Source organism: Rhizobium sp. BK376 (assembly GCF_004341625.1).
In the GTDB taxonomy this organism is placed as follows: Bacteria; Pseudomonadota; Alphaproteobacteria; order Rhizobiales; family Rhizobiaceae; genus Rhizobium.
In genome coordinates this window covers 334631-348795 of the sequence record NZ_SLZG01000002.1, presented here as the reverse complement: position 1 = coordinate 348795, position 14165 = coordinate 334631, and the positions used below count along the sequence as shown (strand labels likewise).

Annotated in this window: 14 protein-coding genes; 5 read left to right on the top strand and 9 right to left on the bottom strand. The window is 60.2% G+C overall.

Annotation, left to right across the window (positions count from 1 at the left end):
- Positions 1-131 precede the first annotated feature (131 nt).
- The 5 genes from EV561_RS06195 (at position 132) to EV561_RS06180 (ending at position 6711) form a co-directional block, all read left to right on the top strand.
- Complete coding sequence (locus EV561_RS06195; RefSeq protein ID WP_132518710.1) at positions 132-1148, top strand: iron ABC transporter substrate-binding protein; 1017 nt, start codon at positions 132-134, stop codon at positions 1146-1148.
- 461 nt (positions 1149-1609) lie between these two features.
- A complete protein-coding gene (locus tag EV561_RS06190; protein WP_132518708.1) occupies positions 1610-2800 on the top strand; it encodes an efflux RND transporter periplasmic adaptor subunit in 1191 nt (396 codons plus the stop codon).
- 16 nt (positions 2801-2816) lie between these two features.
- The gene (locus EV561_RS06185) at positions 2817-6143 is read left to right on the top strand and encodes an efflux RND transporter permease subunit (protein WP_132518706.1); all 3327 of its coding nucleotides are present in this window, start codon (positions 2817-2819) and stop codon (positions 6141-6143) included.
- Between the two features lie 169 nt (positions 6144-6312).
- Complete coding sequence (locus EV561_RS37555; RefSeq protein WP_207910496.1) at positions 6313-6504, top strand: hypothetical protein; 192 nt, start codon at positions 6313-6315, stop codon at positions 6502-6504.
- Entirely contained in the window at positions 6505-6711 is a 207-nt protein-coding gene (locus EV561_RS06180; protein ID WP_207910495.1) for an HIT domain-containing protein, read from the top strand.
- A gap of 42 nt (positions 6712-6753) precedes the next feature.
- Here the strand turns inward: EV561_RS06180 and ureG are convergent, their stop codons facing one another.
- The 9 genes from ureG to EV561_RS06135 form a co-directional block, all read right to left on the bottom strand.
- Positions 6754-7365, bottom strand: coding sequence for an urease accessory protein UreG (gene ureG, locus EV561_RS06175; RefSeq protein WP_132518704.1), 612 nt, complete (start codon positions 7363-7365; stop codon positions 6754-6756).
- A 109-nt stretch (positions 7366-7474) separates the two neighbouring features.
- Entirely contained in the window at positions 7475-8191 is a 717-nt protein-coding gene (locus EV561_RS06170) for an urease accessory protein UreF (protein WP_132519864.1), read from the bottom strand.
- Positions 8154-8651 carry an urease accessory protein UreE gene (gene ureE / locus EV561_RS06165; protein ID WP_132518702.1) on the bottom strand — a complete coding sequence of 166 codons (498 nt, stop codon included), beginning with the start codon at positions 8649-8651 and terminating at the stop codon, positions 8154-8156. The genes EV561_RS06170 and ureE overlap by 38 nt, the downstream gene beginning before the upstream one ends.
- Positions 8652-8727: 76 nt before the next feature.
- A complete protein-coding gene (locus EV561_RS06160; RefSeq protein ID WP_132518700.1) occupies positions 8728-9594 on the bottom strand; it encodes a GGDEF domain-containing protein in 867 nt (288 codons plus the stop codon).
- A gap of 372 nt (positions 9595-9966) precedes the next feature.
- Positions 9967-10506: a peroxiredoxin gene (locus EV561_RS06155; RefSeq protein WP_132518698.1), complete on the bottom strand. Its 540-nt coding sequence runs from the start codon at positions 10504-10506 to the stop codon at positions 9967-9969.
- 194 nt (positions 10507-10700) lie between these two features.
- Entirely contained in the window at positions 10701-11375 is a 675-nt protein-coding gene (locus EV561_RS06150; protein ID WP_132518696.1) for a TIGR02117 family protein, read from the bottom strand.
- A 29-nt stretch (positions 11376-11404) separates the two neighbouring features.
- Positions 11405-13117 carry an urease subunit alpha gene (ureC, locus tag EV561_RS06145; protein ID WP_132518694.1) on the bottom strand — a complete coding sequence of 571 codons (1713 nt, stop codon included), beginning with the start codon at positions 13115-13117 and terminating at the stop codon, positions 11405-11407.
- An 8-nt stretch (positions 13118-13125) separates the two neighbouring features.
- Complete coding sequence (locus EV561_RS06140; RefSeq protein ID WP_132519862.1) at positions 13126-13740, bottom strand: Urease operon accessory protein; 615 nt, start codon at positions 13738-13740, stop codon at positions 13126-13128.
- Between the two features lie 28 nt (positions 13741-13768).
- A complete protein-coding gene (locus EV561_RS06135) occupies positions 13769-14152 on the bottom strand; it encodes a lysozyme inhibitor LprI family protein (RefSeq protein ID WP_245512624.1) in 384 nt (127 codons plus the stop codon).
- Between the last annotated feature and the right edge of the window lie 13 nt (positions 14153-14165).

Sequence of the window (14165 nt, the reverse complement as noted above, 5' to 3'; positions counted from 1 at the left end):
GTAGCGGGCGCCTCCCCTAACTCGCCCTCGGCGTTCACATTATCGTGATCTCAGGAATGCGAAATTAAGTTGATCTAAATAGTCATGTTTATTTAAAGCTCGCTCGTCGTTTAACGTGTGGGGCCTAATCAATGACATTCCTATCTTCAAAGCTGTGTACCCTTCTTGCCATCGGCACGGCGGCAATCGTCGCGACCGGACCGGCTTTCGCCGACGATTCTGCCGGGATCGTTGTTTACAACGCCCAGCATGAATCGCTCGGCAAGGCCTGGATCGACGGCTTCACCAAGGAGACCGGCATCAAGGTGACGATCCGCAACGGCGGCGACACCGAAATGGCCAACCAGATCATCCAGGAAGGCGAAAACTCGCCAGCCGACGTATTCCTCACGGAAAACTCGCCGGCCATGACGCTCGTCGATTCCAAGGGCCTCTTCGCGCCGGTCGATACCGACACGCTCGCCCAGGTGCCGGAGACCTTCAAGTCGGCTGACGGCAAGTGGACAGGCGTTGCCGCCCGCTCGACCGTCTTTGCCTATGACAAGACCAAGCTCAAGGAAGCCGATCTCCCGAAGTCGATGCTCGATCTCGCCGATCCGAAATGGAAGGGCCGCTGGGCCGCGTCCCCGACCGGCGCCGACTTCCAGGCGATCGTCAGCGCACTTCTGGAACTGAAGGGCGAAGACGAGACAGCAAAGTGGCTGAAGGCGCTGAAGGAGAACGCGACCTTCTACAAGGGCAACAGCGTCGCCATGAAGGCCGTCAATGCCGGGCAGACCGAAGGCGCCGTAATCTACCACTACTACTGGTTCGGCGATCAGGCGAAGACCGGCGAGAACAGCAAGAACGTCGCGCTTCACTATTTCAAGAACCAGGACCCGGGCGCCTTCGTCAGCATATCAGGCGGCGGCGTGCTCGCTTCCAGCAAGCATCAGAAGGAAGCCCAGGCCTTCCTCAAATACGTCACCGGCAAGGCCGGCCAGGCAGTTCTGCGCGACGGCGATTCCTTCGAATATGCGGTTGGAACAGGCGATGCCTCCAACCCCAAGCTCGTACCGCTCGCCGATCTCCAGGCCCCGAAGGTCGAACCTTCCAAGCTGAACAGCGCCAAGGTGACTGACCTCATGACCGCGGCCGGTATCCTCTGATTTGCTCGGTACGCTCAATAAAAATGTCGCGGCCGCCTCCCGGGCGGCCGTTTGCTTTTGATGAACTTGCTCACGACTGACGTCATCCTGGATAGCCCCTGATCCGCAGACCACCCCGAAAATATTTTCGGCGTCTATGTCGGAAAAACGCCCCATCAAACGTCTATGTCACAGAGATGCCGAATGGCGATCAACGATAGGAATGGAACTCATCACGGCCGCGTGATTGATTTACCCAATTGGGCAAACTAAAATTACCACCGACGAGAAATCATTTTCTCGTGATCTTGTGAAAGTTGGAAGGGATTCCCACGTACAAGATCGACTTTAGGATGAGGAACCTGCAGGCCATGAAGGACGGATTTGTTCGTCCTCTGGAACTGCCCGAAAGCATGATCCACCCGGGTGGATCGGCCGCATGCATCTACTGCAAGACACTATCAAACAACCGGAACCGACGTATGGCTCGCACGCCGATTAACATCCTCAGCGCCTCCGCAATGCTGCTCGCACTCCTGGCCTCCACGGCGAGCCTTGCCGCGGAACCGGTCGTGACCGCTCCCAAGCAGAACCTGCCCGCCATCGTCGTGACGAAGGCTGAAACCCGCATGCTCACCGACAAGGTCGTTGCGACAGGCACGGTCAAGGCGGTGGAAGAGGTCTATATCCAGCCGCAGGTCGACGGCCTATCGATCCGCACGCTGAACGCCGATGTCGGCGACCGGGTAACGGCCGACAGCACGCTTGCGACACTCAACGACGACGCGCTTGTCCTGCAAAAGAGCCAGATGGCAGCGACGAACGCAAAGGGTGAAGCGACACTTGCCCAGCTTCACGCCCAGCTGGTCGAAGCCCAGGCCAATGCGGCCGAAACCGAACAGCAGCGCGCCCGCGCCGTCGCAATGGGCGCCAAGGGCACCGTCTCGACCTCGCAGGTAGAGCAGGCGAATGCGTCTGCTGCCGCCAACAATGCCCGCGTCGTCTCCGCCCAGCAGGCGATCATCGTCGCCGAGGCCGATCTCAAGGTGACGGCCACCCAGATCGCAGACATCGATCTCAAGCTCGCTCGCACAGGCGTAAAGACGCCCGTCTCGGGCACGGTCGCTTCGCGCAACGCCCGTGTCGGCGCAATTGCCAATGGCAGCGGCGATCCACTCTTCACCATCATTCGCGACAGCGACGTGGAATTGATCGCTGATGTCTCGGAGGTCGATATCGTGAAGATCGTTCCCGGGCAGAAGGCGACGATCGCCCTTTCAGGCAGCCGTGACAAGCTGACGGGCTCCGTTCGCCTGGTCTCGCCGACGGTTGATTCTACGACGCGCCTCGGCGCAGTTCATATCTCCATCGATGACGATTCCAAGGCCCGCGCCGGCATGTATGGCAGCGCCGAGATCATCATTCGCGAAACTCAGGGCGTGGCATTGCCGCTGACCGCCGTCAACAGCGACGAGGATGGCTCATCAGTCCGCAAGGTCCAGAACGGTATCGTCAAGTTCGCGAATGTCGAGACCGGCATTCAGGACGGTGCCTATGTCCAGATCGTCAACGGCCTGAACGCGGGCGAGGAAGTCGTTGCCAAGGCCGGGGCCTATGTCCGCGACGGCGACCACATCACGCCGGTGCACGACATGCCCGCCGCCACCAATTGAGCGAGAGAGCCGCACGATGAACTTCTCCGCCTGGTCCATCCGAAATCCGGTCGCCCCGCTTCTGGTCTTCTTCCTGCTTATGTTCGTCGGGATACAGGCCTTCTACAAGCTGCCGATCACGCGCTTTCCGAACATCGACGTTCCCGTGGTCAACATCACGGTGACGCAGAGCGGCGCCTCGCCCGCTGAGCTGGAAATGCAGGTGACCAAGGAGATCGAGGACGCGGTCGCCAGCATCAACGGCATCGACGAAATCCAGTCGACGGTAACGGATGGCCAGTCGCAGACTGTCGTGATCTTCCGTCTCGAAGTGCCGACCGAGCAGGCCGTGCAGGACACGAAGGACGCGATCGACCGCATCCGCGGCAACCTCCCCTCCACCATCGACGAGCCGATCGTTTCCAAGGTGGATGTCGAGGGTCAGGCCATCCAGAGCTTTGCCGTCTCCTCGCCCAACATGACGCTCGAGGAACTCTCCTGGTTCGTCGATGACACCGTCAAGCGCGCGCTGCAGGGACAGGCCGGTATCGGCCGCGTGGACCGCTACGGCGGTGCCGACCGCGAAGTCCGCATCGAGCTCGATCCGAACAAGCTGAACGCCTACGGAATTACCGCAGCAGGCGTTAGCCAGCAGCTTCGCGGCACCAATATCGATCTAGGTTCCGGCCGCGGCCAGGTGGCCGGCAGCGAGCAGGCGATCCGCGTGCTCGGCGATGCCCGCGATGTCGCGCAGCTTGCCAACACCACGATCGCGCTGACCAACGGCCGTTTCGTAAAGCTTTCCGATCTCGGCGTCATCAAGGACACCTACGAGGAGCCGAAGTCCTTCTCGCGCTTCAACGACACGCCGGTCGTCACCTTCGGCGTCTTCCGCGCCAAGGGTGCCAGCGAAGTGACTGTCGCAAAGACCGTCTCCGACACGCTGGATAAGGTGCGCGCCGAGAACCCGAACGTCACCATCGAGCTGATCGACGATTCCGTCTACTTCACCTACGGCAACTACGAAGCCGCGATCCATACGCTGATGGAAGGCGCGCTGCTCTCCGTCATCGTCGTCTTCCTGTTCCTCCGGAACTGGAGAGCGACGCTGATCTCGGCGGTCGCACTGCCGCTGTCGGCGATCCCGACTTTCTGGATCATGGACCTGATGGGCTTCTCGCTGAACCTCGTCAGCTTCCTGGCGCTGACCTTGGCGACCGGTATCCTCGTCGATGACGCGATCGTCGAAATCGAAAACATTGCCCGTCACATCAAGATGGGCAAGACGCCCTATCGCGCCGCGATCGAGGCAGCCGACGAGATCGGCCTCGCCGTTATCGCTACGACGTTCACGATCATCGCGGTCTTCGTGCCCGTGTCCTTCATGCCCGGCATTCCCGGCCAGTATTTCATCCAGTTCGGCCTGACTGTCGCCTTCTCCGTCTTCTTCTCGCTGATGGTGGCGCGCCTCATAACGCCGATGATGGCCGCCTACCTGATGCGCGGCGAGGACGGTGTCGACGATCACCACGACAATGATGGCTTCTTCATGCGCGGCTATACGCGCTTCGTGAAGGCAACCACCCGGCGCTGGTACATGCGTTACACCACGCTGATTGCCGCCTTCTTGTTCTCGATTGGCTCCGTCGTCGCCCTCGTCATGTTCGTGCCCGGCAGCTTCCTGCCGCCTGACGACGCCTCGCGCATCGTACTCTCTGTCGAGCTGCCGCCGAATGCGCGGCTGGACGACACGTCTGCGGTGACCAACGTCGTTTACAACCGGGTCAAGGACATCGACGGCGTCGAAAGCGTCTTTGTGCTCGGCGGCGCTTCGCCGAAGGGCGATCTCGAATTGCGCCGCGCAACCGTGACGCTGGCGCTGAACAAGCTCGATCAGTCACTCGTCAAGAAGCTGGTGAACGACGTTCTGGGTAGCATTCCTGTCATCGGCCCATATCTGCCGAAAGTCGCCGTCCATGGCCGCGTGAAGCCCCAATGGGCGATCGAGAAGGAAGTCTTCGCCAAGCTCCGCTCGATCCCCGACGTGCGCATCACCAAGCTGAACGACCGCGGTGACCGCGACCTCGCCTTCAACTTCCTGTCGCGCAACGACAAGGACCTGAACGAGGCGGTCGGCATTCTCGAAGCCAAGCTCCGCGCCGACCCGCTGCTCGCCAATGTCAGCGCCGACGGCGCCCTGCCACGGCCGGAGTTGCAGATCTTCCCGCGCAAGGACGAGGCAGCCCGCCTCGGCATCACACCGCAGCAGATATCGGACACGATTCGCGTTGCCACGATCGGCGATATCGATGCTGCCCTGCCGAAGATCTCGCTCGATGACCGGCAGATCCCGATCCGCGTGCAGGCCGCCATCGGCATGCGTCGCGATCTCGCCGCACTGCGCTCCCTACGCATCCAGACCGCGTCGGGCGCCACCGTACCGCTCGCCAGCGTCGCCGATATCGACTATTCGGAAGGCCTGAGCTCGATCAAGCGCAACAACCGCTTCCGCGTCGTCTCGATCGGCGCCGACCTGCCGCAGGGCGTGGCGTTGAACTCGGCATCCAACCGTTTCCGCCAGATCGTCGCAGACGCCAAGATCCCCGCAACCGTGCATCTGGCCGAAAGCGGCGACACCAAGGTGCAGAACGAAATGCAGCAGAGCTTCGTCAATGCGATGCTGCTCGGCCTGCTGCTCGTTCTGACTGTGCTGGTCTTGCTCTTCAAGGACGTGATCCAGCCCTTCACCATCCTGCTGTCGCTGCCGCTTGCGATCGGCGGCGTGGCGCTGGCGCTGATCATCACGTCCAATCCGCTCTCCATGCCCGTCATGATCGGCATCCTGATGTTGATGGGCATCGTGACGAAGAACGCCATCCTGCTCGTCGATTTCGCGATCGAGATGAAGCACCAAGGCATGGGACGGCTCGAGGCCGTGGTCGAGGCCGGCCGCAAGCGCGCCCGCCCGATCATCATGACCTCGATCGCCATGTCTGCCGGCATGCTACCGTCGGCGCTCGGCGTCGGCGAAGGCGGCTCCTTCCGCGCCCCGATGGCGATCGCGGTGATCGGCGGCATCATCGTCTCGACGGTGCTGAGCCTCGTCGTCGTTCCGTCCTTCTTCCTGATCATGGACGACCTGTCATGGCTGATGTCCAAGCTCTTTGGCCGTATGGTCGGCGGCAAGGATCCGGACGACGAGGTCGTGACCAAGGAAACGCTTGCCGCCTCAGTTGCCGCAAACAGCCAGGCGATTGCAGTGCTCCAGGACCGGATCAGTGCCGACGACAGCGGCGAGCAGCAACAGCGCGCCGCCGGCGGCAAGACCAACATCTTCAAGATGCCGCCGTTCAGGGCAGAGTGACGGCACTACGGTCATTCAACAGGAATGACCCGCCAACCTATCGGGACACCCCGCCGCAAACGCGGCCGGGGTGTTTCTGTTTTGACTGATTTCATGCCACTGAAGGTCCTGTCACATTCCACGACTAAAAGCGGAAAATCACCTCCCGCTCCTTGATGACGACCGTATCATGCCATCAGACACAGTTCCGAACTGCCGTTTCTGTCTCGCAAACGACCTGCTCGCCGATACGCCACTCGGCGAAAATCATGCGTTCTATATGCTCGGCAGCATCGATCCCGAATTGACGACGTCAGTCATGATCATCCCGCGCCAGCATTCGGAAACACCCTTCGACATGACCGCCGAGGAATGGCAGTAAATGCCCGAGATGCTTGCACTCGCGAAATCGCATCTCTCGCCCTTGAAGCCGGATGGCTTCACCATCGGCTGGAACGTCGGCGCCGTTGGGGGCCAACATGTTTTCCATACACATCTGCATGTAATCGCCCGCTTCGCCGATGAGCCCAACGCCGGAAAGGGCATTCGCTTTATGCACCGCCAAGCGCCAGTCGGGCGGCCGGACTAACCGAAGCAATTTCGGTGCGTTCGTCTTCGAGCCGAACTGGCCTCAAAGCCCCCCATACTCCTTCAAGAAGCCGACGATCGTGCCGATGCCGTCGCCCCGCTTCATGTCCGAGAAGACGAACGGACGCCCTGCCCGCCCCTTGGTCGCATCGCGATCCATGACGTCGAGATCAGCGCCGACGAAGGGGGCTAGGTCCTTCTTGTTGATGACGAGAAGGTCGGATTTGGTGATGCCCGGGCCGCCCTTGCGGGGGATTTCCTCGCCCTGGCAGACGGAAATGACGTAGATGGTGATGTCGGCGAGATCGGGCGAAAAGGTGGCCGCGAGGTTGTCGCCGCCGGACTCGATGAACACGACGTCGAGGTCGGGGATGCGCTCGTTGAGGCCGGCAATGGCTTGCAGGTTGATCGTCGCATCCTCGCGAATGGCCGTATGCGGGCAGCCGCCGGTTTCCACGCCGACGATGCGGTCGGACGGCAGTGCCTGCATGCGCACCAGCGCCTCCGCATCCTCTGTCGTATAGATATCGTTGGTGACGACGGCGACTGAATAGTCTTCCCGCATGGCCTTGCAGAGCTTTTCGGTCAGCGCCGTCTTGCCCGAGCCGACAGGGCCGCCGATGCCGACGCGCAAGGGTCCGTTTCTCGATTTCATGGTTTAAAACTCCGATAAAACGCTAGAATAGCGAACACTGTGCCGGGCGCACAGCGGCGAATGACGTATGGACTATCCCCCGATTCACCATCGCTGCGCGATGCTGAGATCACGACCGGAAAAGCCTCGTTGCCTGAGTTTCGTGCCGGACGCTGGCGATATCGGCCTGAACAGTGGCCGAACCGAGATCGTCGAGGCTGGAGCGCGATGCGCGCCTGGCGATATCGCTGATATCCACCTCGAGCCTAGCGAGGATCGCCACCCCCTCCTTCTGTCCCGCAACACCGAGACGAATGCCCGACGATACGGCCTGAGAAACCAGCGCGTGCAGGAAGGCGGCGAGCATCTTTTCGCAACCGATCCGGTGCCCGCCTGCCACTGCCCCGACTGCAACCGGATAAGCCGTCTTTGGCGAAAGCAACGAGAAGACAGGGTGGGGCCAGGCGGCAGCGGCTGAAAGGAAAGCCTCGCCAAGCAGCATCGTCTCCTGATGCCGCTCCCGCGAACCGGCGAGCGCCTCAGCGAGTTCGGCAACGTCAGCCAATCGTGCGGCATCATCAAACGCCCTGTGGGCCTCAGCCGCGAGCACGGCGTCGTTCCGCGCCGTGCCGTGTCTCAGCAGCGTCGATATCCACTCGCCAAGCCCGACAGCATCGCCGACGAGCCTGTCGTGGACCGCCCTCTCGAGCCCGCCCGAATAGGCAAAGGAACCGACCGGAAAAGCCGGCGACAACCACGCCATCAATCTCAACAGCGCCTGCAGGTCACCGCCTTCCGGCAACGTCGAATCAGTCGTGGGAATGGTGATGATCATGGTCGTGTCCATGATGGTCGTGGCCATGGGAATGGCCGCTATTGCCATGATAGGCGCCGCGCATCGGCTGGAACGCTTCGGTCACCTCGCGCACCGTGGCGCCGAGACCTTCCAGCATGGACCGCAGGACGTGGTCGCGCGGAATGAGGATGCGGTCCTCGTCGATCTGCGAAGTCCAATGGCGATTGCCGAGATGCCAGGCGAGTTCGATCAGGTGCCTGGTGTCACGCGCCTTGATCTCGAACAACTTTTCCTCTGCCGCAACAATCTCGATCAGTTCGCCGTCTTCGCGCACCAAAAGGTCGCCGCTTGCAAAAAGCACCGGCTCCTTCAGATCGAGCATCACCATCTCGCCATTCTCGAGATGCAGCAGTTTCCGCCGCAGATGGCGCAGATCGTGCGACAGCACCACGCGATCGATGGGATGGGAGGATGGAGTGCCTGCCGGCAGATAGGAGGTGACGCGCTGCATGTTGATCTCGCTTCAAGCTTCTAAAAGACCATGCAAAATAGCGCCCTGCGCGACAAGAGCCAATGCGGTAATCGCCTTATATTCCGTGGCCGTATTGCTGCCACTCATAGGCATTTGGCGAAATCTGTATCTCTGAAATGCTCTCCGGCGCCCGCGGATGCCAGCCATGCTGCAGGCTCTCGCTTTCGTGGACCATGCGATTACGACCCAGCGCCTTGGCAAGATAAAGCGCCTTGTCCGCCGCCGCATAAACGGCCTCCTTCTTGCGTCCGCTCCAGATATCCGCGATGCCGGCCGATATGGTGATCCGTGCATCTCCGCCTTCGACCGGGATCATCTCCCGCGAGATCATCGCTCTTGCCTTTTCGATATCTTCGATGCGCTCGCTAAGGGTGCCACCTCGCAGGATGGCGCCGAATTCCTCGCCTCCGAGGCGCGCTACAACGCTGCAGCCATTGAAAACGCTGGCGAATATTCTCGAGACGGCAACGATGACGGCGTCGCCGGATGCGTGCCCATAGCGGTCGTTGATCGCCTTGAACCGGTCGACGTCGAAAATGGCCAATGAGGCGTCCTCTTCAACGCATTCCAGCGCCTCGGTAAATGCGCGTCGATTGAGAAGGCCGGACAGCATGTCGGTCCTGCTCAGCCGTTCAAACTCTACACGGGAGACGGAGAGCTCGTGAATAGCGACACCGGCAAACATGGCAAGCACGCCGGAGACGCCGCCGCCTATGAGCCAGGATAGAACAACCCCGAACTGAATTGCGGGCAGGAGCGGAAGCGGAAGCACACCGAAGAACTGCATCAACGGAAGCGCAACGGCGATAACAATCGACGAGAGAATCACCGAAGAAAAACTCATCTTAATGGCGAAAACAAAAATGGTCGCCCGTCGATGAAAGTTACCAAATTCAGCCTGGAGCGAAATCCACTTTTTCATGCTCTGGCCCCTCACGCTCCAGAATCCAATGCGTTCAGATAGAGGCCAAGACTCTTCCAAGTGCTTAACAGCCCAGTTAAAATGCAACTATTCTATGATATGTGACTGGTGAGAAATAAGCGAACTACACGTATAGGAAGCGCTCAAAAATGGCACGTGCCAGGTTAGGATAGCCAAGCCTATGATAATATTTACTTTAACATCGCAGATCACAAATTAGCGATTAAATTGTGTTTCATGGCGACGCGACGACACACATAGTTGTATTTTAGCATCGTCTTTTAAATTTCAATTTTGGTCCCCGGGCCACCAATGAAAAAGGCCCTCGAAAGGGCCTCCATCAATGATTCGTTAAAGAGAACCAAGCTTCACTCAGGCAGCAGCCTTCAGAGACTTCAGGCTCTCAAGGATGTTCTGCGGGGCAGAAACGCCGTACGGATCGGTTTCCGAATTGTCGGCATAGCCTTCTTCTTCAAACCAGTGCTCTACGACGCCGTTATCGATCACGGCGGCATAACGCCAGGAGCGCATGCCAAAGCCGAGATTATCCTTGGCAACGAGCATGCCCATCTTGCGCGTAAATTCGCCCGAGCCGTCGGGGATGAGCTTGACGTTCTCGAGATTCTGCGACTTGCCCCAGGCATTCATGACGAAGGCGTCGTTGACGGAAATGCAGTAGATCTCGTCGACGCCCTCGGCCTTAAAATCTTCGTGGAGCTTTTCGAAGTCGGGCAGCTGGTAGGTCGAGCATGTCGGGGTAAAGGCCCCCGGCAGCGAGAACAATACAACGCGCTTGCCGCCGAAATAATCCTCGGACGAAACGTCCTGCCAGCGGAACGGATTGGGGCCGCCAACGGCTTCGTCGCGAACGCGGGTGCGGAAGGTAACGGCGGGAACCTTTTTGCCGATCATCGAAATCTCCTTGGTCGAGGGGTGGGGTCGCGGCAAGTCTTGGGAAAATCCGCGACCCCTATTTTGTGGCCTCTCACTAGCGAAGATTTTGCCGCGTCGCAGCATGAAATGCGCTAATATATTGCGGCGCATAACAGCTATTCGACAGACGCATACCAACCCCACGAAATGCACAAGGATAGAGCAAATCGATCTCAGTTGTAGAGAGCGAGCGAAAGCTGGAGCGTCTGCGGCAGAGGATTCCACAAGCCCGTCCTCAGCCCGGCGGCACGCAGCGCGCCGGCCGCCCAGGTGTTGCATCCAAAAAGAGCATTAAAATAACCTTTCGCCTCGAAGAAGCGATCGGATTGGCCATAAGCCGCGTCGGGTATCGGCAAGACTGCGCTTGATTGCTTGACAAAACTGTCCGACACAAAATCAAGCAAATGCTGAAATTCCCGCCCGTCTATCGCCACAGGCGTCACGCCGGGGATCTTATCGGATATGTCGCCGGCAATTTCGACATGCATGACAGAGCGGTCGAGCGTGAAAGCGCGCAGGACGGGCATCGGTCGTAGATCCGCCCAGGTTGGCGTCTCCAAATAGAAGGACCGACCACCCCAGCCAAGGACCAGCCATCGCGCGTTCGGATCCGCCAGCGGGAACCCTTCCTTCACCAGAAACGAAAAACTCTTCCGCACCTCATCGTTGATGGGAACGGCGATATCGGTGTGAATTGCCCCCGACAGGACCAGAATTTCTAGCTGCTTGTCCGCAGCGGCGTTTGCGCTATCGGTCTTGAAAAACGGTCGAGGAACGAAGACCCCGATCGTCACTGCGCAAACGAATAGGAGAGCTGCTCGCAACAGCCAACGGATTGTCGTCATCATGCGTGGCCGCGCTCCGGCAAGAAACCGCGCTAGAACAGGAAATAACGCTGCGCCATGGGTAGCACGGTTGCCGGCTCGCAGGTCAAGAGCTCGCCATCGGCGCGCACTTCGTAAGTCTCCGGATCGACCTCGATATGTGGCGTCAGGCTGTTCATCACCATGGAGGCCTTGGAGATGCCGCCGCGCGTGTTCCTGACGGCGAGGAGATCCTTGGCGACGCCGAGCTTGCCCTTGAGGCCCGCATCGAGCGAGGCCTGGCTGACGAAGGTGACGGAGGAATTCGTGAGGCTCTTGCCGTAGGACGCAAACATCGGGCGGTAGTGGACCGGTTGCGGCGTCGGGATCGAGGCGTTCGGGTCCCCCATGGGGGCGGCTGCGATCGAGCCGCCGAGCAGGATCATGTCCGGCTTCACGCCGAAGAAAGCCGGGTTCCAGATCACGAGGTCGGCGCGCTTGCCGACTTCGACCGAGCCGATCTCGTGGCTGAGACCATGGGCGATCGCCGGATTGATCGTGTATTTGGCGATGTAGCGCTTGACGCGGAAATTGTCGTTCTCGCCCTTTTCTTCCTTCATCCGGCCGCGCTGGCGTTTCATCTTGTCTGCCGTCTGCCAGGTGCGGATCGCCACTTCGCCGACCCGGCCCATGGCCTGGCTGTCGGAAGAGATGATCGAGAAGGCGCCGATGTCGTGGAGAATGTCTTCTGCCGCGATCGTCTCCTTGCGGATACGGCTTTCGGCAAAGGCGATATCCTCCGGGATCGACGGCGACAGGTGATGGCAGACCATGAGCATGTCGAGATGCTCGGCGATCGTGTTGACCGTATAGGGCCGCGTCGGATTGGTGGACGAGGGAATGACGTTCGCCTGGCCGCAGATCTTGATGATGTCAGGCGCGTGCCCGCCGCCCGCACCTTCGGTGTGAAAAGCGTGGATGGTGCGACCCTTGATCGCGCCGATCGTGTCCTCGACGAAGCCGCTTTCGTTCAGCGTATCGGTATGGATCATCACCTGCACGTCGTATTGGTCGGCAACCGTCAAGCAGCAATCAATCGCAGCCGGCGTCGTACCCCAGTCCTCATGCAGTTTCAGCGAAGTTGCGCCGGCAAGCACCATCTCTTCCAGCGCGCCGGGCAGCGAGGCATTGCCCTTGCCCGCAAAGGCAAGGTTCATCGGGAATGCGTCGGCCGCCTCGATCATCCGGGCAATGTGCCAGGGGCCGGGCGTGCAGGTCGTCGCAAGCGTCCCATGCGCCGGGCCGGTGCCACCGCCAAGCATGCAGGTAATGCCCGACATCAGCGCTTCCTCGATCTGCTGCGGCGCGATGAAGTGGATATGGCTGTCCATGCCGCCGGCAGTGACGATCTTGCCCTCGCCCGCGATCGCCTCGGTGCCCGGGCCGACAATGATGTTGACGCCAGGCTGCATGTCGGGATTGCCCGCCTTGCCGATCGCCACGATGCGTCCGTCCTTCAGCCCGATATCGGCTTTCACGATCCCCCAGGTATCGACGATCAGCGCGTTGGTGATGACGGTGTCGACTGCGCCGTTTGCCCGCGTCACCTGGCTCTGCCCCATCCCGTCGCGGATAACCTTGCCGCCGCCGAATTTCACTTCTTCGCCATAGGTCGTGAAATCCTTTTCCACCTCGATGAAGAGTTCGGTATCGGCGAGACGAACCTTGTCTCCGACGGTCGGGCCGAACATGTTGGCATAGGCGGCACGGGAGATCTTGTAGGGCATCGTCTGTTCTACCTCTGGGGTTCGGAAAAATTGGTGTCCAGGCGCCGGAGCCGCCCGGCCGATATCATTGCTTCGACCAGCTTCTTTTCTGCGGCAAAGGGATGCCACTCCCAGCCGACATGCCCGAAGCCCGCAATCGCCACATCGGCGTCGGGATAGCGGGCAAGCGCCTCGGCGATGACAACCATGCCGCTGCTGGGCACGACGTAAGGGCCTGGCTGATAAGCCTCGAGTGCCTCGTCGATACCTTCGTGGATAGCTCGATCGATGATCACATGCCGTTTGCCGCTCTCCCGCGCGAAGGCCTCGAAACCATCCGTATAGTCGTCGCAGAAATCATCGAGTTCCGGATGGGAGACGGCAAGCGGCGCCCGCATCTCCGCGAATTTCGCCGGATCACGCACGCTCCAGATTTCCGAGGCGCCCTTGACGGCGAAATGATTGCGCCAGTCCGGCGAGGCCAGCATCGCCTTTCCTGGCCTGCCGGTATTGCAGACCGCAACGACATCGGTGCGGCATCGAATATCGGTCGCCGAACGGCAATCGTTGAAGCGTATGACGAGGTCGGCGGCATCGATCACTTTCGCCGCCGCCTCGGAAACCTCGCCGTTGCCGACGATCATGATGGTCCGCTTTGCGCTCACTGTCGTGCTAGTTCCCGAGCCCATCGGCCAATTGCTTCAGCTGTTTTGTCCGCTCCCGCGTCACTGAGGCGAGGCAGGCCGAAACCAGCATCGGTTCCATCGTTCCGCCCCGCGCCTCGAAGCCCTCGGCCTCGCATTCGCCGTCGCGATAATCGACCCATGCGCGCTGTGCCTTGAGGAGCGCTTTTTCCGCTCCCTTCAGATCGTCATCCAGGTCCGCATCCCAGGAAACCATTGTAGCGCGGGTCTTCTTGTACTGCACGTTCAGTTCCGCATCCGCCGCCTTGTAGTCGCGATCCGCGCAAATGTTCATGTCCGTCTGCGTAACGGCATTCTTGCAATCGACAGGCGCATCGTCATCGGCATGCGCCATGCTTGCAAAACACAGCATGCCGACCCCAGCG

Bases quoted from the DNA above. Each gene is read 5' to 3' on its own strand.
- EV561_RS06195 (WP_132518710.1), top strand. From the start codon at position 132: ATGACATTCCTATCTTCAAAGCTGTGTACCCTTCTTGCCATCGGCACG.
- EV561_RS06190 (WP_132518708.1), top strand. From the start codon at position 1,610: ATGGCTCGCACGCCGATTAACATCCTCAGCGCCTCCGCAATGCTGCTC.
- EV561_RS06185 (WP_132518706.1), top strand. From the start codon at position 2,817: ATGAACTTCTCCGCCTGGTCCATCCGAAATCCGGTCGCCCCGCTTCTG.
- EV561_RS37555 (WP_207910496.1), top strand. From the start codon at position 6,313: ATGCCATCAGACACAGTTCCGAACTGCCGTTTCTGTCTCGCAAACGAC.
- EV561_RS06180 (WP_207910495.1), top strand. From the start codon at position 6,505: ATGCCCGAGATGCTTGCACTCGCGAAATCGCATCTCTCGCCCTTGAAG.
- ureG (WP_132518704.1), bottom strand. From the start codon at position 7,365: ATGAAATCGAGAAACGGACCCTTGCGCGTCGGCATCGGCGGCCCTGTC.
- EV561_RS06170 (WP_132519864.1), bottom strand. From the start codon at position 8,191: ATGGACACGACCATGATCATCACCATTCCCACGACTGATTCGACGTTG.
- ureE (WP_132518702.1), bottom strand. From the start codon at position 8,651: ATGCAGCGCGTCACCTCCTATCTGCCGGCAGGCACTCCATCCTCCCAT.
- EV561_RS06160 (WP_132518700.1), bottom strand. From the start codon at position 9,594: ATGAAAAAGTGGATTTCGCTCCAGGCTGAATTTGGTAACTTTCATCGA.
- EV561_RS06155 (WP_132518698.1), bottom strand. From the start codon at position 10,506: ATGATCGGCAAAAAGGTTCCCGCCGTTACCTTCCGCACCCGCGTTCGC.
- EV561_RS06150 (WP_132518696.1), bottom strand. From the start codon at position 11,375: ATGATGACGACAATCCGTTGGCTGTTGCGAGCAGCTCTCCTATTCGTT.
- ureC (WP_132518694.1), bottom strand. From the start codon at position 13,117: ATGCCCTACAAGATCTCCCGTGCCGCCTATGCCAACATGTTCGGCCCG.
- EV561_RS06140 (WP_132519862.1), bottom strand. From the start codon at position 13,740: ATGATCGTCGGCAACGGCGAGGTTTCCGAGGCGGCGGCGAAAGTGATC.
- EV561_RS06135 (WP_245512624.1), bottom strand. From the start codon at position 14,152: ATGCTGTGTTTTGCAAGCATGGCGCATGCCGATGACGATGCGCCTGTC.